At 48.0% G+C, this 26683-nt stretch carries 29 protein-coding genes; 28 read left to right on the forward strand and 1 reads right to left on the reverse strand.

The features are described from left to right. Positions 1–18: 18 nt before the first annotated feature. From FN001_RS05545 to FN001_RS05610, 14 genes are all read left to right on the forward strand, one after another. Entirely contained in the window at positions 19–1392 is a 1374-nt protein-coding gene (locus FN001_RS05545) for an ethanolamine ammonia-lyase subunit EutB (protein WP_118299117.1), read from the forward strand. A gap of 5 nt (positions 1393–1397) precedes the next feature. After that, on the forward strand, positions 1398–2396 hold the full coding sequence (gene eutC, locus FN001_RS05550; RefSeq protein WP_142411085.1) for an ethanolamine ammonia-lyase subunit EutC: 999 nt from the start codon (positions 1398–1400) through the stop codon (positions 2394–2396). Between the two features lie 8 nt (positions 2397–2404). After that, entirely contained in the window at positions 2405–3058 is a 654-nt protein-coding gene (gene eutL, locus FN001_RS05555) for an ethanolamine utilization microcompartment protein EutL (RefSeq protein ID WP_142411086.1), read from the forward strand. Between the two features lie 39 nt (positions 3059–3097). After that, positions 3098–4600: an acetaldehyde dehydrogenase (acetylating) gene (locus FN001_RS05560; RefSeq protein ID WP_185911858.1), complete on the forward strand. Its 1503-nt coding sequence runs from the start codon at positions 3098–3100 to the stop codon at positions 4598–4600. 65 nt (positions 4601–4665) lie between these two features. Beyond that, the gene (locus FN001_RS05565) at positions 4666–4950 is read left to right on the forward strand and encodes a BMC domain-containing protein (protein ID WP_118299114.1); all 285 of its coding nucleotides are present in this window, start codon (positions 4666–4668) and stop codon (positions 4948–4950) included. A 71-nt stretch (positions 4951–5021) separates the two neighbouring features. Next, positions 5022–5315 (forward strand): ethanolamine utilization microcompartment protein EutM, encoded by a 294-nt coding sequence (eutM, locus tag FN001_RS05570; protein WP_118299113.1) that lies wholly within the window; start codon positions 5022–5024, stop codon positions 5313–5315. Between the two features lie 22 nt (positions 5316–5337). After that, positions 5338–6078 carry a hypothetical protein gene (locus FN001_RS05575; RefSeq protein ID WP_118299112.1) on the forward strand — a complete coding sequence of 247 codons (741 nt, stop codon included), beginning with the start codon at positions 5338–5340 and terminating at the stop codon, positions 6076–6078. A 1-nt stretch (position 6079) separates the two neighbouring features. After that, the gene (gene pduL, locus FN001_RS05580; protein ID WP_243121939.1) at positions 6080–7021 is read left to right on the forward strand and encodes a phosphate propanoyltransferase; all 942 of its coding nucleotides are present in this window, start codon (positions 6080–6082) and stop codon (positions 7019–7021) included. 6 nt (positions 7022–7027) lie between these two features. After that, the gene (locus FN001_RS05585; RefSeq protein ID WP_118299110.1) at positions 7028–7303 is read left to right on the forward strand and encodes a EutN/CcmL family microcompartment protein; all 276 of its coding nucleotides are present in this window, start codon (positions 7028–7030) and stop codon (positions 7301–7303) included. Position 7304: 1 nt separating this feature from the next. Further along, the gene (locus FN001_RS05590) at positions 7305–8702 is read left to right on the forward strand and encodes a 4Fe-4S dicluster domain-containing protein (RefSeq protein ID WP_142411089.1); all 1398 of its coding nucleotides are present in this window, start codon (positions 7305–7307) and stop codon (positions 8700–8702) included. A gap of 41 nt (positions 8703–8743) precedes the next feature. Next, complete coding sequence (locus FN001_RS05595; protein ID WP_486463482.1) at positions 8744–9298, forward strand: BMC domain-containing protein; 555 nt, start codon at positions 8744–8746, stop codon at positions 9296–9298. A gap of 25 nt (positions 9299–9323) precedes the next feature. Then, positions 9324–9686 carry an ethanolamine utilization microcompartment protein EutS gene (gene eutS / locus FN001_RS05600; RefSeq protein ID WP_118299107.1) on the forward strand — a complete coding sequence of 121 codons (363 nt, stop codon included), beginning with the start codon at positions 9324–9326 and terminating at the stop codon, positions 9684–9686. 164 nt (positions 9687–9850) lie between these two features. Then, entirely contained in the window at positions 9851–10294 is a 444-nt protein-coding gene (eutP, locus tag FN001_RS05605) for a EutP/PduV family microcompartment system protein (RefSeq protein ID WP_142411090.1), read from the forward strand. Positions 10295–10475: 181 nt separating this feature from the next. Then, entirely contained in the window at positions 10476–11756 is a 1281-nt protein-coding gene (locus FN001_RS05610) for a MerR family transcriptional regulator (RefSeq protein WP_142411091.1), read from the forward strand. Positions 11757–11870: 114 nt separating this feature from the next. Here FN001_RS05610 and FN001_RS05615 read toward each other — a convergent pair whose 3' ends face one another. Beyond that, on the reverse strand, positions 11871–12620 hold the full coding sequence (locus tag FN001_RS05615) for a gamma-glutamyl-gamma-aminobutyrate hydrolase family protein (protein WP_142411092.1): 750 nt from the start codon (positions 12618–12620) through the stop codon (positions 11871–11873). A gap of 358 nt (positions 12621–12978) precedes the next feature. Between FN001_RS05615 and FN001_RS05620 the strand changes: the two genes are divergently transcribed. The 14 genes from FN001_RS05620 (at position 12979) to FN001_RS05685 (ending at position 26634) form a co-directional block, all read left to right on the forward strand. After that, positions 12979–14337: an alanine/glycine:cation symporter family protein gene (locus FN001_RS05620; protein ID WP_142411093.1), complete on the forward strand. Its 1359-nt coding sequence runs from the start codon at positions 12979–12981 to the stop codon at positions 14335–14337. Positions 14338–14623: 286 nt separating this feature from the next. Beyond that, complete coding sequence (eutH, locus tag FN001_RS05625; protein WP_142411094.1) at positions 14624–15703, forward strand: ethanolamine utilization protein EutH; 1080 nt, start codon at positions 14624–14626, stop codon at positions 15701–15703. A 164-nt stretch (positions 15704–15867) separates the two neighbouring features. After that, a complete protein-coding gene (locus FN001_RS05630) occupies positions 15868–16254 on the forward strand; it encodes a type II toxin-antitoxin system RelE/ParE family toxin (protein ID WP_185911848.1) in 387 nt (128 codons plus the stop codon). A 39-nt stretch (positions 16255–16293) separates the two neighbouring features. Continuing rightward, the gene (locus FN001_RS05635; RefSeq protein WP_142411096.1) at positions 16294–16692 is read left to right on the forward strand and encodes a helix-turn-helix domain-containing protein; all 399 of its coding nucleotides are present in this window, start codon (positions 16294–16296) and stop codon (positions 16690–16692) included. Next, complete coding sequence (locus FN001_RS05640; RefSeq protein WP_142411097.1) at positions 16692–17123, forward strand: hypothetical protein; 432 nt, start codon at positions 16692–16694, stop codon at positions 17121–17123. Before FN001_RS05635 ends, FN001_RS05640 begins: the two co-directional genes overlap by 1 nt. Before the next feature lie 156 nt (positions 17124–17279). Next, entirely contained in the window at positions 17280–17543 is a 264-nt protein-coding gene (locus FN001_RS05645; RefSeq protein ID WP_142411098.1) for a hypothetical protein, read from the forward strand. Positions 17544–17850: 307 nt separating this feature from the next. After that, a complete protein-coding gene (locus FN001_RS05650) occupies positions 17851–18561 on the forward strand; it encodes a GntR family transcriptional regulator (RefSeq protein ID WP_142411099.1) in 711 nt (236 codons plus the stop codon). A 299-nt stretch (positions 18562–18860) separates the two neighbouring features. Further along, positions 18861–19526 (forward strand): RraA family protein, encoded by a 666-nt coding sequence (locus FN001_RS05655; RefSeq protein WP_118299098.1) that lies wholly within the window; start codon positions 18861–18863, stop codon positions 19524–19526. A 360-nt stretch (positions 19527–19886) separates the two neighbouring features. Then, the gene (locus FN001_RS05660) at positions 19887–21689 is read left to right on the forward strand and encodes a sigma-54 interaction domain-containing protein (protein ID WP_142411100.1); all 1803 of its coding nucleotides are present in this window, start codon (positions 19887–19889) and stop codon (positions 21687–21689) included. 419 nt (positions 21690–22108) lie between these two features. After that, positions 22109–22798 carry an RraA family protein gene (locus tag FN001_RS05665; RefSeq protein ID WP_142411101.1) on the forward strand — a complete coding sequence of 230 codons (690 nt, stop codon included), beginning with the start codon at positions 22109–22111 and terminating at the stop codon, positions 22796–22798. A gap of 35 nt (positions 22799–22833) precedes the next feature. Beyond that, positions 22834–23901: a TRAP transporter substrate-binding protein gene (locus FN001_RS05670; RefSeq protein WP_142411102.1), complete on the forward strand. Its 1068-nt coding sequence runs from the start codon at positions 22834–22836 to the stop codon at positions 23899–23901. Between the two features lie 103 nt (positions 23902–24004). Further along, a complete protein-coding gene (locus tag FN001_RS05675) occupies positions 24005–24505 on the forward strand; it encodes a TRAP transporter small permease (RefSeq protein ID WP_142411103.1) in 501 nt (166 codons plus the stop codon). Further along, entirely contained in the window at positions 24502–25785 is a 1284-nt protein-coding gene (locus FN001_RS05680) for a TRAP transporter large permease (RefSeq protein WP_118321612.1), read from the forward strand. Before FN001_RS05675 ends, FN001_RS05680 begins: the two co-directional genes overlap by 4 nt. A gap of 33 nt (positions 25786–25818) precedes the next feature. Further along, entirely contained in the window at positions 25819–26634 is an 816-nt protein-coding gene (locus FN001_RS05685; RefSeq protein WP_142411104.1) for a carbon-nitrogen hydrolase family protein, read from the forward strand. Positions 26635–26683: the final 49 nt, after the last annotated feature.

A 26683-nucleotide genomic window follows, 5' to 3' on the forward strand; every position in this document is an offset into this window, starting at 1 on the left:
AGGAGAGGAAAAAGGAACATGGGATACCATACGATACTTTCCGGACAACGCTTTACCTTTGATTCTGTAAAAGAAGTGATGGCGAAAGCCGGGGAACATAAATCCGGAGATGTCCTGGCCGGTGTGGCGGCCGCATCCGATATCGAGCGCATCGCAGCGAAGGATGTTCTCGCAGGGATGACATTGAGAGAACTCTACGAGAATCCGGCGGCGCCCTACGAGGAAGATGAGGTCACAAGGATCAACATCGACGGATTGAACAGGAAAATATTTGGCGAGATCGCCGGATGGACGGTCAGCGACCTCAGGGAATGGCTCCTCTCCTATGAGGCGGACAATGAGGCGATCCACCGGATCTCCCGGGGACTGACCGCGGAGATGGTCGCTTCCGTCTGTAAGCTCATGACGAATCTGGACCTGATCTACGCGGCACAGAAGATCCGCGTGACGGCTCACTGCAATACCACCGTCGGAGAGCGTGACATCATGGGAACAAGACTTCAGCCGAACCATACGACCGATAATGTCGAAGGGATCACGGCATCCTTATTTGAGGGACTTTCCTACGGATGTGGAGATGTCCTGATCGGACTGAACCCGGTCAATGATACCGTGTCGAGTCTCGCGGAGGTATTAAAGCGGTTTGACGAGGTCAAACACCAGTTTGACATTCCGACGCAGATCTGTGTACTGGGACATATCACCACCCAGATCGAGGCGGTCAAACAGGGAGCGCCGTGTGACATGATCTTCCAGTCCATCGCGGGCAGCGAGAAAGGAAACCGGGCGTTCGGTTTCTCCGCGGAGACTGTGGATGAGGCGCAGGAGCTGATGAGGACGCAGGGTACGGCGGCAGGACCGAATGTTCTCTATTTCGAGACAGGACAGGGAAGTGAACTTTCCTCGAACGCCCACTGGGGAGCGGATCAGGTGACGATGGAGGCGAGATGTTACGCGTTCGCAAGAAAATATCACCCGTTCATGGTCAATACAGTCGTCGGCTTCATCGGACCGGAGTACTTATATGATTCCAAACAGGTCATAAGGGCAGGACTTGAAGACCACTTCATGGCGAAGCTCTCCGGAATCCCGATGGGATGTGACTGCTGCTACACAAACCATATGATGGCAGATCAGAACGACATCGAGAACCTGTCCTTGCTCTTAGGGGCAGCGGGAGTCAATTACATCCTTGGCGTTCCGACCAGCGACGACATTATGTTAAACTATCAGACAAATGCCTACCATGACATCGGAACGATCCGTGAGATCCTGGGGAAACATCCGATCCCGGCATTCGAGCGGTGGCTTGAGAAGATGGGGATCATGGAAAACGGAAGACTTACAAAGTACGCGGGAGATCCGACGATCTTCATGAAGAAAGGGCGGTGATCGGAGTGCTGAGTAAAGAAGAGATCGACCGGATCGCGGAAGAGATCCTGGCCGGGTTTCAGGCGGGAAAGGAAGAGCGAACGTCCGCCCCCAAAATAAAAAAAGAAATTCCGGGGCTCTCCGGAGTCGCTGATGTGAAGGCGGAAGCTTCCGTGAGAGAAAACAGAAAAAAACAGGAACAGGAGATCCTCGAGGCGGCCGTCGGAAGTGTTCCGAAGGCGGAAACAACGGCGAAAGAGTCAGAAAGCGGAGAGGATGAGTTGAAGGAAAAGGACTGGCGGGCGCCTCTCATCGATAGCCCGCAGGATCCGGATGCCCTGCAGAGGATGATGGCGAAGACGACGGCTCGGATTGGAGTCGGAAGGTGCGGTCCGAGATTAAAGACCCAGACGCTTTTAAAGCTTCGCGCCGACCACGCGGCTGCGCGGGATGCGGTCATGATGGATGTCAGCGAGGAACTTGTCTCGGAACTGGGACTTTTCCCGGTAAAGACACTCTGCGAGGACAAAAACGTATTCCTCACGAGACCGGATCTCGGAAGAGATTTCTCTGAGGAGACAAAGAAGGCAATCTCCGAACACTGTGTCCATGATATCGATGTCCAGATCATCGTGAGTGACGGACTTTCTTCCTCCTCCATCGAGGCGAATGCGCCGAAGATCCTGCCGATCGTGATGGAAGGACTAAAAGAGAAAGGGATCAGTACGGGAACGCCGATCTTCGTAAAATTCGGAAGAGTCGCTGCCCAGGACCAGATCTCAGAGCTTCTTAACGCAAAGATCGTCTGCTCCTTTATCGGAGAACGGCCGGGTCTCGCAACGGCGGAGAGCATGAGCGCCTACATTTCCTATATGGCGACAGTCGGAATGCCGGAGGCGAGAAGAACCGTTGTTTCCAATATCCACAAAAACGGAGTCCCGGCGGTCGAAGCGGGAGCTTACATCGTTGATCTTTTAGCTCTGATCCTGGAGAAAAAGGCCAGCGGTGTTGACCTGAAAAAATAGGAGGCAGCATGGCAGGAAAACAGCTGAACACAAAGATCCTGGCAGTGCGGATCATCCCGAATGCGGATCCGATGCTCTTAAAGAACCTGGATGTCCGTCCGGGGGATAAGAGTCTCGGGATCTTCACCACCGACTGCGACGATGTGTCCTACACGGCGGTGGATGAAGCGACAAAGAAGGCAGATGTCCATGTGGCTTACGCGAAGAGCATGTACGCGGGCTCTGGAAATGCCAGCACGGCACTTGCGGGAGAGTTTATCGGGATCCTTTCCGGACCGGATCCGGAGGAAGTGAGAAGCGGACTTCAGGCGGCATTCTCCTTGATCGAGAACGACGCGCACTTTTATGAGGCGAATGAAACGGGAACGGTAGTCTACTTTGCCCACTGTATTTCCCGGACAGGAAGCTACCTTTCCAGTCAGGCGGGAGTGCCGGAGGGAACACCGATGGCGTATCTGATCGCACCGCCGTTGGAAGCTTCCGTGGGACTCGATGCAGCGTTGAAGGCGGCGGATGTGGAGCTTTCCCTCTATTACGGACCGCCCACGGAGACAAACTTTGCAGGCGGACTTCTGACGGGAACTCAGGCATCCTGTCAGGCGGCATGCGATGCCTTCGCAGATGCGGTCTGCCGGATCACTGAGGATCCGTTGGCATATTAGAAAATGAGATAGAACTACAGAACAGAAAGGAGTGGTCAGATCGTGAATATTGATCGTGATCTGCAGTCGATCCAGGAGGTCAGAGACCTGGTCGCAAAAGCAAAAGAGGCAGAAAAAACACTCTGCACATTTCCGCAGGAAAAATTAGATGCCATCTGTGCTTCCATCGCTTCCGCATGTATGGAGCATGCGGAGGAGCTGGCGAAGATGGCGGTCCAGGAGACCGGATTTGGAAAATGGGAGGACAAGGTATTAAAGAACAAGCTCGGCAGCGCAATTACCTGGGAGTCCGTAAAGAACATGAAGACGGTCGGAGTCTTAAGGGAGAATGAGGAGACAAAGGTGACCGAGATCGGCGTTCCGATGGGCGTTGTAGCGGCACTGATCCCGTCCACAAACCCGACTTCCACCGTCATGTACAAGAGCATCATTTCCATCAAAGCTGGAAATGCCATCGTGATCAGCCCGCATCCGGGAGCAAAAAACTGTATCACAGCTACATATAAGATCGTGAAAGAGGCGGCGGAACGCGCGGGTGCTCCGGAGGGAACCGTCAACTGTGTGAGCCTCACAACTGTCCAGGCGACGGATGCTCTCTTAAAGCATCCGGATGTAAGCATCATCCTTGCCACAGGCGGCGAAGCGATGGTCCATGCGGCGTATTCTTCCGGAAATCCGGCGCTCGGCGTTGGTCCTGGAAATGGTCCGTCCTATATCGAAAAGAGTGCGGACATCCCGATGGCGGTAAAACGGATCATGGATTCGAAGACCTTTGACAACGGAACGATCTGTGCATCCGAACAGTCCATCGTCACAGAGACTGAGATCGCAGAGAAGGTAAAAGAGGAATTAAAGAAACAGGGCGGCTATTTCCTGACGAAAGAGCAGTCGGACAAGCTTTCCGGATTTCTTCTCAGAGCGAACGGAACGATGAATCCGAAGATCGTCGGAAGAACGGCACTGAAAATTGCTGAGATGGCTGGGATCACGGTCCCGGCGGGAACAAAACTTCTCGTATCCGAACAGGATCCGATGAATGTCAGCAAGAAGAATCCGTACTCCAGAGAAAAGCTCTGCCCGGTCATCGCATTCTTCACGGTAGACGGCTGGGAGGCCGCATGTGAGCTCAGCATCCGCATCCTTCAGAATGAGGGCGCAGGTCATACCATGACACTCCACACAAAAAATAAGGATGTTGTCCGTGAGTTCGCCTTAAGAAAACCGGTATCGAGGATCCTTGTCAACACCCCGGGTGCGCTCGGCGGAGTCGGAGCGAGCACAGGTCTTGCACCGGCCCTGACGCTTGGCTGCGGAGCAGTCGGCGGAAGTGCAACTTCCGATAACATCACCCCGATGAATCTCATCAACATCCGCCGTGTGGCATGGGGACTCTGCGAACTGGAGGATCTGAGAAAAGGAAGTCCGGTCCCGAAGGATGAGCCGTCCTGCGAATGCGGTACCAGGACAGATCTCACCCCGGAGGATATCGAGGCGATCACACGTGAGATCATGAAACGACTCGGAGCAGGACTCGGAAAATAATCAAAAAACAAGAAAGAATATATAATTTAAACTATTAGAACAGATAAAACAGGAGGAAATCGATTATGGCAGCATTATTAGCACTTGGAATGGTAGAGACAAAAGGTTTAGTAGGATCCATCGAAGCAGCCGATGCAATGGTAAAGGCAGCAAACGTTACTCTGATCGGTAAAGTACATGTCGGCGGCGGACTTGTGACCGTTATGGTGCGCGGCGATGTCGGAGCAGTCAAGGCAGCTACAGACGCAGGCGCAGCAGCAGCGGGCCGTGTAGGGGAACTCGTATCTGTACACGTTATCCCGCGTCCGCATGCAGAGGTTGAGTCCATTCTTCCGAAGCTTGGGGAATGATCATCTCAGAAGATCTAAGACATGTCACAGCCTGAAAAAGGCTGCGTGAAAGATATCAGGAGGAAACGAACATGGCATCATTACAGGCACTTGGAATGATCGAAACAAAAGGACTTGTCGGAGCGATCGAGGCGGCCGACGCGATGGTAAAGGCAGCAGATGTTACGCTGATCGGCAAAGAGCATATCGGCGGCGGACTCGTGACCGTTATGGTACGCGGCGATGTCGCAGCAGTCAAGGCAGCGACAGACGCAGGAGCGGCAGCAGCAGGAAAAGTCGGAAATCTCGTTTCCGTACACGTTATCCCGCGTCCGCACGGCGAAGTGGAATCCATTCTTCCGCATGTGAGCGTAGTCACAGAGTAAACAAAAGTAAAGGAAACAGCGCATGAAAGTACTGACAGAAATGGAGCTTCGGGCAAAGTGGAAAACCCCGGAGGACGGAGTCTACCATGTGGAAGCCGGGACATTTGTCACGCCGATGGCAAAAGACTTTCTGCGGGAAAAGGGGGTGTCCATGGTCATTGACCCGGAGGAGAAGAAGTCCATGACCAGGACGCCGGTAAAAAAACAGGGAGACCACACCTATATCGATGCAAAAACAGGAGAGGGATACCGGGAGAAACCGGAGAACATGACTCATCTTCGCGGGAATCTTCTTGTGATGAAGACCCATCCCCGGATCGCTTTCCGGGGAAAGGTGGATACGATCCAGGCGAAAGTCCTTCTTCTGATGGCGGAGTACCGGAATGAACCCGGGCTATATAAAGACCTCGCCGATATTTTAAACGGTCTGAGGGAAGTCCTGGGATCAGAAGTAAAGGAAGAGGAGATCGCGGGATTTTCTCTCTTCGGTCTGGATGAGAAGGAGATCCATCGGATGTCCCACCAGGTAAGGGAGACATTTGGGATGGATCATCCGATCCCGGACGCATCGATGGGAAAAACGGCCCTGGAACTGAACCTTTTGCGGGCAGAGATCCGGGAAGTGGAGCTTGCGGCGGCAAATGCGTTTGAAGACGAAGAAAACGACTATGGGATCATAAAGGCGTTAAACCGGTTGAGCAGCGGAGTCTATGTTGTATTCTGCCGCCTGCTTTCCGGCTATTACGACAGGATGGAGGAATAACGTGGACAGAGAACAAATTCAGGAGATCATCTTCCGCGTATTGTCCGAATTCGGAAACTGGATGCCGGGACGGGAACCGGAACTGGAATTTCCCGTTGAGGTATCCGCAAAACATGTACATCTGACGGATAAAGCAGTGGAAGTGCTGTTCGGCAAGGGAAAAAAGCTGACGCCAAAGCGCCCGCTCTCCCAGCCGGGACAGTTCCTGAGTGAGGAGCGTGTAACTCTCGTCACTCCAAAAGGAAGGATCGAAAATGTGGCAGTCCTGGGACCGGAGCGCCCCTATGTGCAGGTGGAACTCTCGGCAACGGATGCCAGAACACTCGGCGTTAAGGCCCCGCTCAAAATGTCCGGGGATTTAAACGGAGCCGGGGATGTCTATATCATTGGACCGGAAGGCGTCTACGACGCAAAAGGAAGTGCGATCGTGGCACAGGCCCATATTCATCTCACACCGGATGACGCAGCGAAAGCAGGCGTTTCCGATGGACAGAGAGTGTCGGTGACGATCCGCGGGGAGCGTCCGGCAACTTTTGAAAATGTGATCTGCAGAGTCAGCTCCACAGCGGGACTTGCGATGCACATTGATTATGATGAGGCGAACGCGTGCATGCTTCCAAAGAATGCGACTGCGAAAATGCGCCTTCAGACACCGTGCTGCAGCCTGGAAAAGACTCCGGCAAAGCCGCACGCGGAGGAAAAGATCGAACAGAAACCGGCTGTGAAGACGGAGCCGGAGAAAGAAAATATTCCATGTGATGAGCCGGTAAAAAAGCCGGAGACGGTATTTAACGGAAAGCTGATCACGGAAGCGATCGCGAAAGAACTGACTGCACAGAAAGGCGGCACGCTGACGATAAAGAAAGGCGTGATCGTCACTCCATCTGCGAAGGATGTTTTCAGCCGGGAAAAGATGGAACTCGTGTGGGAGACTGGGAGGTAAAAAACGATGATGATCTGTCAGGTGGTCGGTCATGTCTGGGCGACAAAAAAAGAAGAAAAATTAAACGGACATAAACTTATGATCGTCCGTGAGGAGACGACGACAACGAGAAAGGGAGCAACGTTTGTCGCGGCGGATTCGGTGGGAGCCGGGATCGGAGAGATGGTCCTTGTTGTCAGCGGAAGTACAGCGAGACGGGCGATCGGCGAGGATGACGCGCCCATCGACAGCGCCATCGTCGGGATCATCGATTCCATGGAGATTTCAAAGGAGAAGAATTAACATGGCAGGACTTACGGAAATCATAAAAGAAGCCGGTATCGTCGGATGCGGCGGAGCGGGTTTTCCGACCCATGCAAAATACTCCGGCGGTCCGGTCGAGACAATTATCGTGAATGGAGCGGAGTGTGAGCCGCTCCTGCAGACGGACCGGTATCTCATGAGAAACTGCGCCAGAAAGCTGATCCGGACGGCAGACCGGATCAAGGAAGAAACTGGTGCGAAAGAATTTATCATTGCGTTAAAAGCGGCATATACAAGGGAGATCGAGTCTCTGGAGCGTGCCATTGAAGAGCTTGGCTCCTCTGTAAAACTTCATAAGCTTCAGAGCTTTTTCCCGGCCGGGGACGAGCAGACGATCGTCTATGAAGTGACAGGACGGGTCGTTCCTCCGGCTGCGATCCCGCTTTCTGTCGGCTGCGTAGTCAGCAATGTGGCAACCATCTACGGGATCGGGGATGCCTTTGAGGGGGAACCGTTTACAAGAAAATTCCTGACAGTGACAGGAGAGGTGGCGCATCCGACGATCCTCAGAGTGCCGGTCGGAACACCGGTCAGCGAGTGCATCGCCCTGGCGGGCGGCACGCATCTTTCGAGGTATATCGTAGTCAACGGCGGTCCGATGATGGGAAAGATGATCCCCATGGAAGAGGTTCCGAACTCCTATGTGACGAAGACCATGTCGGGACTCATCGTGCTTCCGGAGGATTCCGCGATCGCGAGAAGAAACCAGGTGACGGTAAAGCACATGATCAATCAGGCAAAATCTGCCTGCATCCAGTGTTCCTTCTGCTCCCAGATGTGTCCGAGAGCGCTTTTGGGACATCCGATCCGTCCAAATAAGATCATGAGAAAATTGAGCTCCGGCACTCCGATCGGGGAGATGTTAAACGATCCGGATGTAAGGAATGCGGCGCTCTGCTGTGAATGCGGGATCTGCGAGATCTACGCGTGTCCGATGGGACTGAAGCCGAGAACCGTGAATTCCATGCTGAAAAAGGAGCTTGCGAAAGCGGGGATCCGCTATCAGAGACCGGAAGGCGTGGAATATACAGCACGTCCGGAGCGCGGGATGAGAAAAGCCCCGACAGAGCGAGTCGCGTCAAGAGCCGGTGTCGGCGCCTATGAGAACCTGAAGATCGATGATTTCTTTTCTGTAAACCCAGAGGAAGCGGGATGCGTCCGCTTAAGCCTCAGACAGGGGATCGGAGCGCCGTCTGTTCCGACTGTGAAGGACGGGGATCCGGTGAAAGCAGGAGAGCGGATCGCTGCCTGTCCGGAAAAGAGTCTGGGATCAGAGCTTCATGCTTCCGTGTCCGGAACGGTTTCCATTGATCCGGATGGAGCGTATATCGAGATCCGGACAGGAAAGAACTGGAGTTATGAAAAACAGGAACCGTAAAAGATGCGGAGACAGCCGGCAGTCAGGCAGGATAAAGGAGAGTGGCTATAGTGGAAGCGATCGGAATTCTTGAGAGCAACAGCATCGCGAAAGGAATCGAGGCAGCAGATGCGATCTTAAAAGCAGCAGATACATCCCTGCTGTTTTCAAAACCGGTATGTCCGGGAAAATATACGACCCTGTTTTACGGGGATGTGGCGGCGGTCCAGGCGTCCCTGGAAGCCGGAGAGCGCGTGACGGGAGATCATACGGTGGACTCCGTTGTGATTCCGAGAGTACATCCGCAGGTGATCCAGGCGATCAATCTGTCGACAACACCGGAAGGCGTGAATGCGGTCGGCGTCATGGAATTTTACAGCATTACAGCGGCAGTTTATGCGGCCGATGCGGCGGTAAAAGCGGCTGATGTCACACTGATCGATGTGCGTCTGGGGATCGGGATCGGCGGAAAATCGTTCGCGGTCCTGACCGGGGATGTGGCAGCTGTTGAGGAAGCAGTGAAGTGTGGAATGGCGGCAGGAACAGAGAAGGGACTGGCGCTCAGCAGCGTAGTGATCCCGAGCCCGCGCGAGGAGATCTTCGCGGCACTTTTATAATGAGACCTGAGAAGGAGAAGACATCATGACAGAGCAGAATCCTTTTGAGAGTAAACAGAGGATCATCCAGGAGTTTGTACCCGGCAAGCAGGTCACCATGGCCCATCTCATCGCGAATCCGAACGAGGATCTCTATAAAAAGCTCGGCGTCGTCAGCAAGACCCGTGGAGCTCTTGGGATCCTGACGATCACGCCGAGTGAGGCGGCGATCATAGGAGCCGATGTGGCGACAAAGGCGGCAGAGGTGGAGATCGTATTTGTTGATCGTTTTTCCGGCTCCCTAGTCGTATGCGGGGATGTGGCGGCCGTGGATGCGGCCCTTAAGGATGTACTCAGAGTCCTTGGAGAAGTCCTTCATTTTACACTCACAGATATTACAAGATCCTGATGAAAATCAGGATCTTGTAAGTTGGGAAGAAAGTTACTTTTTATGGGTAGAAATTTTCTGAACTGAAAATTCCGTATAATACAGTAGTGGTCGCAGATTTTGCCGATTTGGAATGCGAAGCATCGGCAAAATCCTATGTTACAGTGCGCGGGAGGAGAGAAGACATGAAGAAGATCATGATGGTGGGAAAGATCGGCTGCGGAAAGACGACGCTCAGCCAGAGACTCATCGGGGAGCAGGTCTCCTACAAAAAGACCCAGTCGATTCAGGTCATCGGGGATGATATCGTGGATACCCCGGGCGAATATGTCGAGCAGAAACAGTTTTACAGCGCCCTCATCGTGACAGCCGTGGAGGCGGATGTAATCCTGCTCCTCTCCTCGGCGATCGATGAGCAGAATGCATTTTCCCCGCGGATGGGATCCCTGTTCTCCGGAAAACCTGTGATCGGGGTTATCACAAAGACGGATCTGTGTGAGGATCCTGAGCTCATAGAAGGCGCTTCTGAGATCCTTTCCATGGCAGGGGCAGAAACAATCATCGAGGTCGGATTCGGGGATGATTCCTGCCTGGAGAAGCTCAGGAAGGCAATTGAGACGGCGGAGTAGACATTGTATATTTCGCTAAGAAAATGCAAAGATTTCGGTGAAAAACAGTTCGCCTTTTTTTATTATTTATGTATAATAGATAGAAAATGCAGAATTTGATATCTGAAAAAGCTGCAAAAAACAGAACTGTAAAGGTGAGAAGCGACAGTTCTCAAAATATCGCAGACAATGAGGTGATCCGATGAAAATTGGACAGTTGGCAAAGTTATGCGGTGTCAGTGTTGCGACGGTCCGCTACTATGTAAGTATGGGAATGCTGATCCCGAATGATTCGAGTGCCCAGTATGATTTCTCCGAGCGTGAAGTGGAGGATCTGAATCTGATCTTAAAGATGCGGAAGCATCAGTTTAAACTGAAAGAGATACAGCAGTATCTGATCCTGACGAGACATTCCAGAATGATCGAGCCGAGTACGATCAATGCGGCGCTGACGATCCTGGAGACAAAGCAGCAGGAAATATTCTCTGAAATAGAGGAACTGAAAAATTCCTACCGGGAGATCGGGGAGGAAATCCACAATCTCCGGGAAAAGGGAACAGCCGAGAGGCGTGTGACGGGGGTGCCGGTGAGTGCCCTGCCTCTTTTTACGTGTCCGTACTGCGGGGAACCGTTAAATATCGAGGATGCGGAGATCAAGAACGGATACATCATTTCAGGAAAACTCGTGTGTTCCGGTTATGGGAATGGAACGTGTGAAAAGAAATATGAAGCGAAGATCGTTGACGGGATCGTGGAGACCGGAAATCTTTACACCGGAATCTATGATCATCCGGATCTCAAGCGCGGACTGTACCGGGATATGGGACCGGAATTCAGCTTTTGTTTCCAGAGATGCTATGACCGTGTGACAGAGTCTCTGATGAAGGATGATATGAACGGAAAAGTCTTTCTGGAGGCGAATATCAATGGATATTTTTACATGTACAACCATCTGGGACTTCTGCCGGCGAACAGCACGCTGATCCTGATCGATAAATACCCAGAGATCCTCAGGATGTACAAAGCCCTGATCGAACAGTGCGATATCAAATGTCAGATCCTCTATATCGCCGATGCAGGAACGGATTACCCGCTAAAAAGCAGTTGTGTGGACCGCTACATTACATTCTGTGGGGAAGGAGAATATATGCTGTACCATCAAAACTGTTATCTGATGGATGCTGCAAGGTATTTTAAAGAGGATGTCCGTGTGTACGGTACATATTTAAGCTATGACCGGAGCGCAAAATCCAGAAAAAATCTCCTGACCAAGTATCCGGAAAGTTCAAAACGTGGATTCCAGATGGAATATCTGTTGGAGGATTACAACAAATGCGGATATGAGATGGCAGTGGAGCAGATGGGCGCGATCACGGATTGCGGCGCGAGAGTGTATGCCTTTGCTTGTCAGGTGATAGGGGAAGTCATGAGGATCTACTCGATCACGGCATGGAAGAAAGGTCATAAGCCAGAGACGATATAGAGAACGAAACGAGATATGAAACTGAAACGAAGCCCTACACATTTTTTCGATGTGTGGGGCTTCATTATAATAGTGATCCTTTATCCTTTTATCCCGTCAGATGTAATCCCAGTACTATCTGCAGGCATCAACAAACGCTTTCAGAAGCTTTAACTGCTCCTCAGAATCATACATCATCTCCGGATGCCACTGAACTGCTACAGAGAACGGATGGTTCTTCTGTACGATTGCTTCCGGAACACCGTCTGCGGATTTCGCAATGATCTCGATATCCTTGCCCGGATCCTTCACTGCCTGGTGATGGAAGGAGTTGATGCGGATCTCGGTTTTTCCGTAGATCTCCTCTAAGATAGAACCTTTTTCGATCTTCAAGTCATGCCACGGGTAGTTTCTCGGGTACTTGTCCCCAAAGTGATGTTCGAACTTGCCTTCGATCTCGAGATCCTGGTACAGGGTTCCGCCTGCAGCCACGTTCATGATCTGGATTCCGCGGCAGATGCCGAGAATCGGTTTCTTGATCTCATTCATGAAGTATTTTGCTACTGCGATATCGTGGTTGTCACGCTGTGGGATGATGGTTCCGCAATAGCCCTTCGTAGGTGTGTTATACTGCTCCGGTCCTACATCATGTCCACCGGAGATGATCACACCATCTAACTTATTTAAGAATTCTTTGATGGATTCCTCATCACAGTCTTTATAAACCGGGATCAGTACCGGAACTGCACCGGCCTTTTCCAGTATGTATACATAATCTCCCGCAACAAAGTTCCAGTCCTGTCCCACGATTCCCATACCGGATGTCATACCTACGGTATCGCGGTAATCATAGTTGCATGTTACGCCAATCAAAGGTCTCTTCATATTTTGTATACCCTCCTGCATATCAATTCTCTTTTTTGTTTTTGCTCATTATTATTGCCACGCCTGTAGTTCTGTGCATCGTCGTGTACACATAGTATATTCTCTCAAGCATTCTTTCTGTCAATATCTGTTTTTAACAAAAATTATACAAAACCTAAAGTATACTTTACATTTAATAAAAATTTTATAAAAATTTCCTCTTGAAGTCAAGTTGCCTTCATGGACTATAATGCAGACATCAGCGATGCGAAAGATCTTTTTTCAGAAATCTTTCCATACAAAACTTCAGAAAGCAGACGGAGAACAGCGAAAGAGATCCGTTCCTTTCTGATAAGGAAACACAAAGGAGGATGTGTGTATGTTTATTTACAATGCAGTGTTGGCTTACAACGCATGGATCTGGGGTATTCCGATCCTCATCATCTTAATCGGCGGTGGCCTTTACCTTTCCTTCGTAACAGGATTCGTACAGGTTCGTCACTTCCCGGATGTGCTCAAATCAACAGTCGGTGGAATGTTCAACAAAGAGGAAATGAAAGAGGAGACCGGTAAGCATCACGGTACAATCTCAAGTTTCCAGGCAGTATCCGCAGCCCTCGCGGCCGTTCTTGGTACCGGTAATATCGTCGGTGTCGGAACTGCTATTGCAGCAGGTGGTCCTGGCGCTATCTTCTGGATGTGGGTCGTTGGTTTCGTAGCAATGGCATTAAAGTACTCTGAGGCATGCGTTTCCATCGCAGTCCGTGAAAAGAAACCGGAAGGCGGCTACAAAGGCGGCGCCAACTACTACCTTTCCAAGATCAACAAACCGTTAGGTTTTGCATGGTCCATCGCAATGATCTATGGTCTGATCACCGCAGCCGGCGTTCATACCGGTTCCGTTGTCACAGCTTGTGAGAGCCTTGGCATCCCGCGTCTCGTTGCTACTATCGTCGTTTGTATCATCATCGCCCTGATCATCTTCGGCGGTCTTCAGGCACTCGTTCAGATTACAGAGCGTCTCGTTCCGATCATGGCAGCAATCTACATTATCGGTGGTCTTGCAGTTGTAGTATTAAATATCGGCAACCTTGTTCCGGCAATCGTAAGCATCTTCAAGGGAGCCTTCACAGGTACTGCAGCAATCGGCGGCTTCGCAGGCGCAACGATCTCCGCAGCGATCCGCAACGGCTGTGCACGTGGTGTTTACTCTTCTGATGCTGGTAACGGACAGTCCTCTATCGCATACTCCCAGTCATCCGAGACAGACCCGGTTAAACAGGGTATGTGGGGTATCTTCGAAGTATTCTTCGATACGATCGTTGTTTGTACATTCACAGCCCTCGTTATCCTCTGCACAGGTGTTTGGCAGACAGGTGAAGCTGGTTCCACACTTGCGATCACAGCCTTCACTTCTGCATTAGGCGGCGCAGGTAAGGTTATTGCATCTATCGGTCTTATGATGTTCGCAGGATCCACAGTTCTTGCTTTCTGTACCTTTATCGGTCTTACATGTGAGAACGTATTCGGCAAGACAGGCCGTTGGATCGGTCAGATCGGTTTCGTTATCCTCGCATTTGTTGGTGGTATGGTCGGCGTTGATATCCTCCTCGGATGGGCTGACTTCGGTAACTCCTTAACATTAACATTAAACATTATCGGTCTTCTTTGCTTCAGCAAAAAGATTGCACAGTGGACCAGAAACTACTTCGAGAAAGGAAACTCTTTCGCAGAATAATTGCCGGATCTCCTGTTACCCCCTCGGATATGGCGGCTTCCCTCACTGGCTGTCATCGGCAATTTACTAATATTACATCTTTTTCTCATACCATGTTACAAAAAGGCGGACAGGTTTCATCTCCTGTCCTCCTTTTTTACCCTAAACCAGAATATTTCCATGATCGGCACTGCGGCGCTCTCATTAGAATCGATTTGAATTTTCCATTTTTTCATAGCCAGACAGCCGATTCTGGATTATAATTACTGTTGCCCTGAATGTTTTTAATGTATTGAGGTAACTACATATGGAAAAAATCGTTTCAACCACCATGATGTTCTTCATGGTCTTAGGCGCCCTGGACCGGGCAGTCTTCCGAAACCGGTTTGGTCTCGGAAATGAATTTGTAAAGGGATTAAACAGCGTCGGCCCCCTGATCCTCGGAATGGCAGGAATCATGTGCAGTGCCCCGGTTCTTGGAAAATTACTTTTAAGACTCGTAACGCCGTTATTCAACGTCATCGGTGCTGATCCGGCGATCATTGCGGGATCATGTTTCGGTCTCGATATGGGCGGTTACTATATGACTGCGTCCATGACGGATGATCCTTCCGTTATCATGCTGGGCGGCGTTATCTTAAGTACCGTTCTCGGAGCCACCATCGTTTTCACGATCCCGGTTGCATTGACACTCTGCCGCCCGGAGGACGCTCCGGCGGTCTCCAAGGGAATCGTATTCGGGATCATCTCCATTCCCTTCGGAACCATCGCGGCGGCCCTGGCTTCCGGCCTCACGCTGCGCTATACGCTGGTCAATGCGGCTCCCGCCTTCGTTCTGGCGGCTCTCCTTGCTGGGGGAATGATCTTCTTCCCGCAAAAGACGCTGATCATCTTCCGGGCTTTTGGAAATCTCCTTCAGGCCTTTATCATCCTGGCTCTCGCGGCCGCGGGCGTCGAGGCAACTCTCGGAATCACCGTGATCCCTGGAATGGATCCCCTGGCAGAACAGCTTGAAACCATCGCCATGATCGGAATCACACTGGCAGGCGCGTATCCATTTGTTCATGTGCTCTCAAAAGTCCTGGCCCCTGTCCTCAACGTGATCGCGAGACTCATGGGCGTCAACGGACCTTCCGTCACAGGAATGCTGGCCTGCCTGGCAAACCCACTTCCGATGTACGATATGATCCCGCTGATGGACGAGCGCGGAAAAGTCTTAGCCATGGCTTTCTGTACCTGCGCTAACGCGATGATCGGCGACCACTTTGCTTTTATCTCGATTGCGTATCCGGAGGGAACCACCGCCACGTTTATTGTTAAGATCGTAAGCGGTGCTATCGCCCTTCTCATTGCGGCGCTTGCAACGAAAAAGGGCGGTAAAACGTGAGTTATGCGTTTTACCGTCTTTTTTCGTTGCAAGAGCTTCCTAATGTGGGAAGCTCTTTGTGTATTTTTTGATGTGGAAGAATAAAATTTTAAAAGATTTTTCAATTTATATTGAAAATATTACTTATAAGTAATATAATGGCGAAAAAGGGGGGAGGTTCTGATGTGGAGTTAGAAAAAATATGCATTACAGGAATTGAAAATACATATGCTATTTCTACTTTAAAGAAAGAATTTAGGAAAGCAGTAGATGAACCATGGAAAGAAATTCCTCCGTGGCTTAGGTATCAAAGGAAATTGATTGAGGATCTAGCAGTATTAGAACAGGAGAAAGAACGGGCCATTGATTTGCCGCAGTTTGAAAAACTAAATGGGAGTGGAGATATTTATAGTATCCGGCACCCCGAATCCAGAAAAAATGTCAGAGTCCTTTACTGTATTTTTGAGGGATCGATTATCCTGCTTACGGCTTTTTTAGAGAAAAACGAAGGAGATTATCAGAGAGGAATTTCTGTAGCAAATAAAAGATTAAAATGGCTTGAAGATAATTAGTGTTAAGTATTTTACAAATGATATATATTGGAGGAAGAAATGGGAATTGCAGAGAAGATTGCAAAGGCAAAAGAGACTACCTGGCTTTCGGAAGGTTTATCGGAAGCAGAAGTAAAAACTACAGTTGAATTAGCTAAAATTTCGGCTCAAATCGAACGGCGCCGACTTGATATGCATATGTCGCAAAAAGAATTTGCAGAATATATGGGAGTATCACAGGGGATGATCTCAAAATGGGAAAGCAGAGAGTATAATTTTACAATAAAATCACTAAATGAGATATGTCAAAAATTAGATTTAAAATTCAATATATCTTTTGATTCTTTATATGCAAAAACAGATTATAAGATTGTAGAGTGGAATCAAGATTATATTGTAAGAAGTAAAAGAAAGAGTAAGTGGACGATGAATTATACGGATAAGGAGGCTATTGCATAATGGAATTCAACCTTGTCACATCAGGAATTGAGCTGGTGGGAACTACAATTAAGACACTTACGGTGGAAAACAATATTGTAGATATTGAAAAAGAAGCAAAAAGAAGTTTTGGATTAAATATTAATGAACCCCATTTTGAAAAAATAAATGACATATATTTTTCACAGATGACAATTGATTTTGAAATTGAAATAGAACAATCTGAAAAGCAAAAGTGTAAAATTCAATTGTCGTTAGAAGGGGCTTTTGTTTCGACTCAGGATGCGGAGGAAACTACATTCCGGCAGCTAGTCGCTGTAAATGGTGCTGCAGCAATTATTGGTATTGTACGAGGAAAAATCGAAACCATTACTTCAAATATTTTTAACAATGGAAAAATTGTGATTCCATTTGTAAATGTTATTGATTATTATAAAAGTTTGACTGAATAAACGTGGAGCACGCCTAAAAATATAAAATCTCTGGATATCCTGAATAGATCAATGAAAATTGAGCATGCAGACTAATTTTTGAAACTGATGGCAGTCTTAACGGGTGGTAATCGATATATTGATATCGTAAAGCTCGAAGGAAAGGAGATTGTGAGCATGTGTGATGTTGCAACGAGATTAGAGAATATCGGCATACAGAAAGGTCTTGCAGAGGGCGTGCAGAAAGGTCTTGCAGAAGGTGAATTGAAACGACTGATCAAACAGACATGCAAAAAAATGCAGAAATCTCTTTCTGCTGAAGAGATCGCAGATGACCTTGCCGAGGATGATATTGCGCTTATCCAGAAGATCATGGATGCAGCCAAAGAATCTGCACCGGAATATGATATAGATGCGATTTATAAGAAAGTGGTACGGTAAAATGGGCCTTGGATAAGTACCATGCTGGGTCATGTGAAATTGATATTTCATTAAGAGCTTCCTGATGGTGGGAAGCTCTTTTGGCATTTATGATTGTGTTTAGCTTAAAATCAAAGTGTCGTGTTGTATGTGAAAATATACCTTGAGGTAAGAACGGAGGAGTTTATCAAGAGAACATTATAAGAGAGTGATCTTATAATGAGAAATCAGAAAATCAGTTGACGCTATATTGGAATATGGTATACTAAAAATAATATATGGGGATATCGGAAAATAAAACCGAAAAGAAACGCAAGGGGGAAGTCAAATGGAGAATGTTCAGTTGACTGCAATCGATAAAAATGAAATTTATTCAGAGAAGGTATACCGTCAGCTGAAGCAGCTGATCGTCGCAAACCATATTAAACCGGGGGAAATCTTGAATGAGAGAGAACTGGCGGATTCCCTGTCTGTCAGCAGGACTCCGATCCGGGATGCTTTGAGGACGCTGGAGCAGGAGGGCTGGATCTCAAAAAAGGGAAAGTTTAAGGTCGTAAGTCTTCTGACGTGGAAGAGTGTGCAGAGCCTTATGGAGATCCGCCGCCCGCTGGAACTGATGTCCTATGATCTGGCAGTGCAGAAGATCACGGACGAGGATGTTGAGGAACTGGAACGGATCTATCGAAATATGGAAAAAACAGCGGAAAAGAAAGAAAAAGCGTCCCATTATGAGGCGATGGCAGCGGATATCGAGTTTCACTTACAGATCGCCAGAATCTCAAGAAATGACAATGTGTTCCATATTATGTCAGAGCTGGGTGACCAGTTGATCCGCACCTCTGTTCTTTCGGTGCGTTATGGAAGTTTCTCTCTGGATACCTACTGCAGCAATCACAGTAGACTTCTGGAATGTCTGAAGAACCATGAATACCAGAAGGGAAGAGAAGAGTTGGAGCGCCATATTTCCGTGTGGGAAGGCCACCTCAAGAAGGTTCCGGAGATTCTGCAAATCAACAGCGATGAGAACCTGGTATTCTGAGGCATATCCGGGAGTATTCCGGATGGCCTTCTGTTGTCATGCAGAGATGGATCATGTTACTTGTAAAATGTGTACATATTTCCCGATATATCTTTATATGATTTGTACAAGAATGAAATATTCTGTCGAAAGCACTTGAAAAAATGAATTTTGAGTGCTATATTTTAATCATGAAATTTCGGTATACCAAATACTGAAAACCAAGGAAGCAGTTCCACACATATCGCCAGGGGCGATATTATAAAAAACAAAATTTTGGCATACCAAATACGGAATATTAAAATGCGGAGGTATTTATTATGGACATGAACGAATTATTTGCACGTGCGTTAAAGACAGACCCGGCTCAGATCGGACATTATGTTCAGGGCGGATTCATGGATGCAAGTATCAAACCGATCAGCGAAGATATCAAGATGATCGGACCGGCATTCACCGTAAGACTTCCAGGCAACGATAACGCAATGCTCTACTACGCAATGAAACGCGCTCCGAAGGGGTCCGTTGTTGTTATTGACCGTATGGGCGACAAACGTGTGGCTGCTGTTGGTGAGATGGTCGTTCAGGCTGCGAAGAGTCTTGGGCTTGCAGGTATTATCGTTGATGGACCGAATACGGATACACGTCCGATCAAAGCTCTCGGCTTCCCGTTATTCTCCACAGGACGTGCTTCCGTAACAAATACATTAAAGGGAATCGACGGCGAGTACAATGTTCCGGTATGCTGCGGCGGTGCAGTTGTTAATCCGGGTGACATCGTATACGGAGATGTAGACGGTGTTATTGTAGCTCCAGCTGACCGATTTGCGGAATTAGTTGAAAAGGCAGAAGCTGCAGACCGCAACGAAGTAGAGTGGAGAAAGAATTTTGCGGAAGGTAAATATCTGGATGCGCTGATCAATATCGACCGTCTGGTTGAGGAAGGCGTGAAAGGAAAAATTGCAGATCTGATGAAAGTTGACTAATCGAAATAAGAGATCGTAGAAAATAGCGACCTTTTCCAGATAACTCCCTTTCCGAATGTTTTGGCAATGTGGCTGATTTTCGGAAGGGGAGATTTTATATTTTAAGCCTTGGTGGAAATTTAACAGAAATAAGACACCTGTTCAAAATAATAACTGGATAAACGAATGCAATTGAGGGAAATATAGAATTTAATTGTGGTGTGTTCCGAATTGACAAAAATAATCGAACATTATAATATATTCGAGAGGGGCGTTTTAGCAGCCTGAGAAAAATACAGGCGGATATGAAACCGAATTGATAAAAACGGCAGTAAATGTGAGGAAAGCTGTCGGCTATAAGAGTTAGAAGGGGAAATATCTATGAAATTAACAGATATCAAAGAGTATCTGGATACGCTATGTGAGTCGTTCGCAGCCGTATTAAATCTGGAATTTACAATTACAAATATTGATCCGCTGGAACGTGTTGCCGGATCGAATGACTGGTTTAAGACCCATCTTTCTGCATATAGAGAAGATGAGATGCGGCCCGAGTGGAAAAATGGTTTTTCCCTTCAGATGGCAGCAACAAAAAAGCCAGTGATCGTTCGCGATGCACTGGCTTATATGGAGAAGTATTTCTATGATGACAGGAAGTTCGATTTTGCGAATTATGCACTGATCGGTCATCCGATTCTTGTAGGACCAGAGGAAAAAGTTGAGGGGTGTGTGTATTTTGCATCCTTTGACAAGGAACAGAAGAAACTGATCGAGACAAAAGAGGACCAGTTGCTGTTATGTATTGAGAAGATATCCAATTTGATCGCCAGCAAGCTGGAGCAGGAAGATCTGGTGGATCAGATGAGGGTGCTTAATAACAATCTTACCTATGTGGTAGAGACCATGGAAGAAGGAGCACTTCTGATCTCATCGAACGGAGAGATCCGTCATATCAACAAGCTGGCAAAGATATATCTGCATTTGGATGAACCGAAGCTTGGCGAGATGCTCCTCCAGGACGTGAAGGAAGTCGCTGAAAATACCGTAAAGACACACCGGAACAACATCCGTGAGATTCACAGGACCGTGGATGATTTCCAGTTCCTTCTCCAGGTGAAGTGCCTGTACGTCAATGAGAGCGACGGGAATGTTCTATGTATCATAAGCTCGTTCTCCCAGATTCAGGAGCAGATCAACCAGACAGAGGGAGATACAAATGGGATCGAGAATCAGCTGGTCTTTGCGGATAAGAAGATGCGGGAGCTTGTGAGCCAGGCGACAGTGACAGCCCGTCACAACACAAATGTCCTGATCACAGGGGAGAGCGGAACAGGAAAAGAACTTTTCGCCCGCCTGATTCACGCGAAAAGCTCCAGGAAAGATGGACCGTTCGTCGCGATGAACTGCGCGGCGATTCCGGAGTCCCTGATGGAAAGTGAGCTGTTCGGATACGAGGAAGGTGCTTTTACCGGCGCGAGAAAAGGCGGAAAAATCGGTAAGATCCAGCTGGCCCACAAGGGAACCTTTTTCCTGGATGAGATCGGCGAGATGCCGTTATATCTCCAGGCAAAACTTCTCCGTGTCCTGAGTGAGAGAAAGATCGACCGAATCGGAAGTAATTCTAATTCCCTGATCGACGTGGATGTGCGGATTATTGCCGCGACAAACAGAAACTTAGAGGAAATGATCGAGAGGAAGGAATTCCGGGAAGACCTGTATTATCGACTGAACGTGGTTCCGCTTCATCTGCCGCCTTTAAGGGAACGGGCGGGAGATATTCCTGTTCTTGTCCAGTATTTCCTCGGAAAATATGATAAGATCCTCGAGAAAGATATCCGCGGAGTGTCCACTCTTGTTCTCGAAAAACTGATGGAATATTGCTGGCCGGGAAATGTCAGGGAATTGGAAAATTGCGTGGAATATATGATGACGTTCGAGAAAAGTAACGTGATCTCCATGGATGTTCTTCCAGAAAAGATCAATGGTCTAAAATCTGAGAATAGCGAGGGTGAAAAGAAGACGTTAAAGGAGCTTCTCCATGAAAAAGAGGTGGAGATCTTAAAGAATAAAGTAAAAAAATATGGAGGACAGCCAACAAAGAAGCAGATCAAGGAGATCTGTGAGGAGCTGGATATCAGTGTGGCATCTTACTATAGAAAAATGAATGAGTTTGTTAAGGAATAAAGGGAAAAGACTTATAATTTTTAGGCGAAGTTATAAGTCTTTTCCCTTTTTCGCTAAGCGTCCTGCCTGCTCCAGGCAGACTATGGAGATAGGATAGAACTAAAATATAACAAAGGTCTCAAAAGTGAGAAAAATGTTGAAAAAACGTCTAAAAAATGAGACTAAAACAGGCACTACATACAATTTGTGAGGCAAAAAGAAAGTTGGTGATTGTGAAAAATATACAAAAACAAGACGCAAAAACACGGATAAAACCTAAAAAATGTGCAAATCCACAAAAGGGAAGAATTTTACCGGGTTTGGCACAGGGATTGCTATATATAAGTGCAGAAGCATTGAACGAAACAAAATATGATCCTCCGGAATCGCGGAGCGGTTCGGAGAATGCTTACTACAAAGAAACAAAAGGAGAGGACATTATGGAATTAACGAAAGAACTCATCGACCGCTTCATGAAGGTTGACCCGGCACAGCTTGGACATTTTGTAAAGAACGGATATATGAATACCAGCATCAAACCGGTATCCAAAGATTTCAAGATGATCGGACCGGCAGTTACCGTAAGAATGACAGGCGACAGCAACATCATGTTATATTACGCAGTTGAACATGCACCGAAGGGTTCCGTAATCGTTGTGGACCGCGGCGGAGAAAACATTCACGCATGCTGCGGTGACGGATGCTCCTTAAACGCACAGTGCCAGGGAATGGCAGGAATCGTTATCGACGGACCGGCAACAGACTCCGCAGGAATCGTATCCGTAGGACTTCCGGTATTCGCTACAGGACTTTCCGTTGTGACAACTACTATTAAAGAAGATAAGAGCGCAAGCTTCAATGTACCGGTCAACTGCTGCGGCGTTGTTGTAAACCCGGGCGACATTATTTTCGGAAACGCTGAGGGCGTTATCGTTATGAAACCGGAAGAGTGCGAGAAGCTCTTAGAGATGGGCGAAGCTGGAAACCGCGCAGAGCAGGCTCCGGATGGAATGTTCGCAGGCTTCAGAAGCGGGAAGAAGATGTCCGATTACTTCCCAATCATCAACGATGCGTTAAAAATCGCCGGTGAAGAAGCAAATCCGTGGGAAGATGCAGAGAAAAATAAATAAGATTAACATAACCAAAGAAAACAGGAGGATTACACATGAAAAAAACATTAGCAATGGTACTGGCAGCAGGCATGGTAGCTACAATGCTCGGCGGATGCTCATCAAGCGGTTCCTCTACACCGGCAACAACGGCAGCAGGTGGAACAACACAGGCAGCTTCAAACACAGCAGCGAGCGGTGACGTCGTAAAATTATCCCTCGCAACAAAAGTTACGTTAGATAGCTTTGAGGGAAAATCATTCCAGGATTTCGCAGATCTTGTAAAAGAATACACAAACGGAACCGTTGAAGTAACTGTATATCCGAGTGAGCAGTTAGGCGACTCCACAACAGTAGTCAGCAACATGCAGTTAGGTACTGTTGATATGTACTGTGAGGGTGGTATCTTCTACTTGGGATACGGCGTAGACACAGGCATCGGCTCTTACCCGTTCTTATTTGACAGCTGGGATAAATATGAAGAGATTGTAAAAGGTGATTTCGGTAAATTACAGGAACAGCAGCTTGAGTCCGCAGGATTTAAACTCATCAACACAAACCGAGACTGGAGACGTGGACCGTACTACGTTACCTGCTCAACAAAACCGATCACGAGTGTTGATGATTTAAGAAAAATGAAACTTCGTTCCGCTGATAATCCTGCATTCATGGAAGCTATGAAATCTCTCGGAGTAACAACCACAGTTGTCAACTACAGTGAGTGTTACATGGGGCTTCAGCAGGGACAAATCGACGCTGTTAACTGCCCGATTTCCAACGTAGAATCCATGGCATTCTATGAGGTTGGACCTTATGTAACACGTATGGACTGCTATCCGGCAGAACTCTGGATGGTTATGAACCTCAACAAGTTCAACAGCCTTACAGCAGACCAGCAGGATGCACTTATCCGCGCAGCGAACGATGCGGCTACACACTCCAACGAGACCATCGACAAAGAAGTTGACGATATGATCGCAAGACTTGAAGCAAAAGGCGGCGTTACATTTGATCTTGACTTTGATGACAGCATTTTCGCAGACGCTCTGAAAGATTACTACAAAGGCTTAGCAGCTAAGGGTGAATTCAACGAGATCATCGTCAAAGAACTTGGCTTAAACTAATCGACAGAACTGATTCACACAGACAGGCTTAAGGGACAGAGGTTCCTGATCCGGAGCGGTCGGGAACTTTCCCTGAGGCTTAGCAATTTGCAGGAGTAAGCGTATGAAAACATTGAAAAAAGTATATGACGGCATCGTCGAAGTAGAAGGATGGATCGCCGTTGTTGCACTCGTTGCAGCAATTGTTTTAAACGCCTATGAGATCTTACAGAGAAACTTATGGGGAAATTCCTTTATCTGGATACAGGAAATCAGTGTACTCTTAATGTTATGGTTCGCAATGCTCGGTCTCCCGAAAGTAGCGAATGACAATGCGGACATCTGCCTGGACTTATTTATCAATAAGCTTCCGCCTTCCGCACGAAAGATTGTTGACCTCCTTGTGGCGGCTATGCTCGTATTCATGAACTATATATTATTAGTAAACCTCTATAAATTGTACTTATCACAGGGCAACAATGTGACGATTGTAGCGAGATATCCTCTTAAATTTAGAAGCTACGCTCTGTTCCTCGGAATTGGAACAACAGAGATTAAATACATTGCGAACACTGTCAAAGCAGCACTTGCGGTTTTGGGAAAGAAAGGAGGAGATGAGAAATGATTGCGATTTTTATGTTTATCATCCTGATCGTATTTGTACTCTTAGGAGCACCAATCTCCATGGCGATGGCAATCGGGGCGTTAGCCGCTATCAAATACAGCGGACTTGATCCTGTTATTATCCCTAGCCTTATTTCCGGCGGCATGAGTAACTACACACTTATGGCGATTCCATTTTTCATCTTTCTTGGAAACATCATGAATAGCGGCGGTATCACTGAGAGAATCTTTGACTGGTGTGAAGCTCTTGTTGGACATATGAAAGGAAGCCTTGCACAGGTTAACGTTGTTACATCCGTTGTCTTCGCAGCAATCTCCGGTACTGCGGTGGCCAATGCGGCTGGTCTTGGAATGCTTGGCGTTAAGGCGATGAGAAGCAAAGGATATGACGGAAAGTTCTCCACAGGTGTAACCGTAGCGGCATCTCTGTTGGGACCGATCATTCCTCCCAGCGTTGTTTTACTGGTATTCGGTTCCCTTTCCAATACTTCCCCGGGAAAACTTTTTATGGCAGGTCTTCTTCCGGGACTTATTCTTGCGGCAGCGTTAATGGCACAGATTTACTTCATGTGTGCGACCGGAAAAGTACAGTGCCCAGAACCAGAAAAATTTAGTCTTAAGAAACTTATCACTGCAACAAAGAGAAGTATCTTTGCTCTTCTTTGCCCGGTATTATTATTCCTCGGCGTTGGTACCGGTGTCGCAACAGCAACAGAGGTCGGTATCCTTGGATGCGTATATGCAATCTTTGTAAGCATCATTTACAAGACATTTTCTCTCAAGAACCTGATTGATGCGCTCAAGAAGACAATTACTTCCGCATCCTCCATCATGTTCCTCACAGGTGTTGGTTCTGTTATCGCATGGGTCATGACAAAAGAACAGGTTCCGCAAACCATCACAAACGCATTGGTTGGTTTTACTTCCAGTAAGTATGTCGTCCTCTTGATCATCCTCTTTATCCTCCTTTTCCTTGGATGCTTTATGGACGGTACTTCTATCCAGCTCGTTATGGTTCCTGTATTAATGCCGATCGCGGCAGCTTTCGGAATCGATATGATCCACCTTGGCGTTGTCGTTGCCCTCGCGGTAACGATCGGAGCTTCCACTCCGCCGGTAGGTGTGTGTCTGTTCGTACTCAGTACAGTAACGGGAGAACCTCTGGAGAACGTAATTGCAGGTACAAAGACCTTCTATCTCCCGATCTTTATAGCACTTTTATTTGTAACATTCTTCCCGCCGATCGTAACATGGCTTCCGAATTTACTGCTTGGTGCTTAATGTAATGCTAAAAATGATAAAGGTGGTATTCTTATGAAAAGTAGATTTGTAGTTGCTCAGATGGAGCAGAATGGTGACCCGGAGATCAACCTTGAGAACGCTAGAAAAGCAGTTGCAGAGGCTGTAGAATATTATCATGCAGACTTTATTGTATTCCCGGAGTGCTTTATGAGTCTTTATCCGGCGGGAACTCCGCATGAGACACAGCTTGCGAGCGCTCAGACTCTGGACGGACCGTTTGCAACTGAAATGAAGAAACTGGCAAAAGACAACCATGTATGGATCGCATTCGGAATGAATGAAAAAGTAGACAATCCGGCAGATCCGCGCAATCACAATACGACAATGATCATCGACAGCGAAGGCGAGGTAAAGGGCGTATACAGAAAGACACATCTTTACGATGCGTTCGGATATAAAGAGTCTGATACGATCTGTCCGGGCGACAAGCTGTTTGATCCGATCGATACCCCGTTCGGAAAAATCGGACTGTTTGTATGCTACGAAGTAAGATTCCCGGAGGTTGCGAGAGATCAGGTTCTCAAGGGAGCCGACATCATTCTCATGCCGACAGCATGGGCAAGCGGTCCGTTAAAATCCCATCAGTTCAAGACTCTTATCACAGCGAGAGCCATCGAGAACACCGCTTACATCGTTGCGGCAGACCAGGTTGGCGTAAACAGCATGGGCGAGAGCATCATCGTGGATCCGATGGGCGTTGCGGTTGCATCCGCAGGCGAGACACCGCAGCTTATCTGCGCGACCATCGATACAGACAGAATCAAACAGGTCCGCGCGAAACTTCCGTCTTTCAAGGACCGCAGACCGTACCTCTATCTCGTAAAATAAAATAGCTTACAATTTCTCATTATACCGTTACCTCTTGTAGGAAAGGCGC

Origin of the sequence: Clostridium sp. Marseille-P7770, assembly GCF_902143525.1 — a bacterium.
In the GTDB taxonomy this organism is placed as follows: Bacteria; Bacillota; Clostridia; order Lachnospirales; family Lachnospiraceae; genus Pilosibacter.

What these genes read in the sequence shown, in the direction of transcription:
- FN001_RS05545 (WP_118299117.1), top strand. Translation starts at nt 19, where the DNA reads ATGGGATACCATACGATACTTTCCGGACAACGCTTTACCTTTGATTCT.
- eutL (WP_142411086.1), top strand. Translation starts at nt 2,405, where the DNA reads ATGGCAGGAAAACAGCTGAACACAAAGATCCTGGCAGTGCGGATCATC.
- FN001_RS05565 (WP_118299114.1), top strand. Translation starts at nt 4,666, where the DNA reads ATGGCAGCATTATTAGCACTTGGAATGGTAGAGACAAAAGGTTTAGTA.
- eutM (WP_118299113.1), top strand. Translation starts at nt 5,022, where the DNA reads ATGGCATCATTACAGGCACTTGGAATGATCGAAACAAAAGGACTTGTC.
- FN001_RS05575 (WP_118299112.1), top strand. Translation starts at nt 5,338, where the DNA reads ATGAAAGTACTGACAGAAATGGAGCTTCGGGCAAAGTGGAAAACCCCG.
- FN001_RS05585 (WP_118299110.1), top strand. Translation starts at nt 7,028, where the DNA reads ATGATGATCTGTCAGGTGGTCGGTCATGTCTGGGCGACAAAAAAAGAA.
- FN001_RS05590 (WP_142411089.1), top strand. Translation starts at nt 7,305, where the DNA reads ATGGCAGGACTTACGGAAATCATAAAAGAAGCCGGTATCGTCGGATGC.
- eutS (WP_118299107.1), top strand. Translation starts at nt 9,324, where the DNA reads ATGACAGAGCAGAATCCTTTTGAGAGTAAACAGAGGATCATCCAGGAG.
- eutP (WP_142411090.1), top strand. Translation starts at nt 9,851, where the DNA reads ATGAAGAAGATCATGATGGTGGGAAAGATCGGCTGCGGAAAGACGACG.
- FN001_RS05610 (WP_142411091.1), top strand. Translation starts at nt 10,476, where the DNA reads ATGAAAATTGGACAGTTGGCAAAGTTATGCGGTGTCAGTGTTGCGACG.
- FN001_RS05615 (WP_142411092.1), bottom strand. Translation starts at nt 12,620, where the DNA reads ATGAAGAGACCTTTGATTGGCGTAACATGCAACTATGATTACCGCGAT.
- FN001_RS05620 (WP_142411093.1), top strand. Translation starts at nt 12,979, where the DNA reads ATGTTTATTTACAATGCAGTGTTGGCTTACAACGCATGGATCTGGGGT.
- eutH (WP_142411094.1), top strand. Translation starts at nt 14,624, where the DNA reads ATGGAAAAAATCGTTTCAACCACCATGATGTTCTTCATGGTCTTAGGC.
- FN001_RS05635 (WP_142411096.1), top strand. Translation starts at nt 16,294, where the DNA reads ATGGGAATTGCAGAGAAGATTGCAAAGGCAAAAGAGACTACCTGGCTT.
- FN001_RS05640 (WP_142411097.1), top strand. Translation starts at nt 16,692, where the DNA reads ATGGAATTCAACCTTGTCACATCAGGAATTGAGCTGGTGGGAACTACA.
- FN001_RS05645 (WP_142411098.1), top strand. Translation starts at nt 17,280, where the DNA reads ATGTGTGATGTTGCAACGAGATTAGAGAATATCGGCATACAGAAAGGT.
- FN001_RS05650 (WP_142411099.1), top strand. Translation starts at nt 17,851, where the DNA reads ATGGAGAATGTTCAGTTGACTGCAATCGATAAAAATGAAATTTATTCA.
- FN001_RS05655 (WP_118299098.1), top strand. Translation starts at nt 18,861, where the DNA reads ATGGACATGAACGAATTATTTGCACGTGCGTTAAAGACAGACCCGGCT.
- FN001_RS05660 (WP_142411100.1), top strand. Translation starts at nt 19,887, where the DNA reads ATGAAATTAACAGATATCAAAGAGTATCTGGATACGCTATGTGAGTCG.
- FN001_RS05665 (WP_142411101.1), top strand. Translation starts at nt 22,109, where the DNA reads ATGGAATTAACGAAAGAACTCATCGACCGCTTCATGAAGGTTGACCCG.
- FN001_RS05670 (WP_142411102.1), top strand. Translation starts at nt 22,834, where the DNA reads ATGAAAAAAACATTAGCAATGGTACTGGCAGCAGGCATGGTAGCTACA.
- FN001_RS05675 (WP_142411103.1), top strand. Translation starts at nt 24,005, where the DNA reads ATGAAAACATTGAAAAAAGTATATGACGGCATCGTCGAAGTAGAAGGA.
- FN001_RS05680 (WP_118321612.1), top strand. Translation starts at nt 24,502, where the DNA reads ATGATTGCGATTTTTATGTTTATCATCCTGATCGTATTTGTACTCTTA.
- FN001_RS05685 (WP_142411104.1), top strand. Translation starts at nt 25,819, where the DNA reads ATGAAAAGTAGATTTGTAGTTGCTCAGATGGAGCAGAATGGTGACCCG.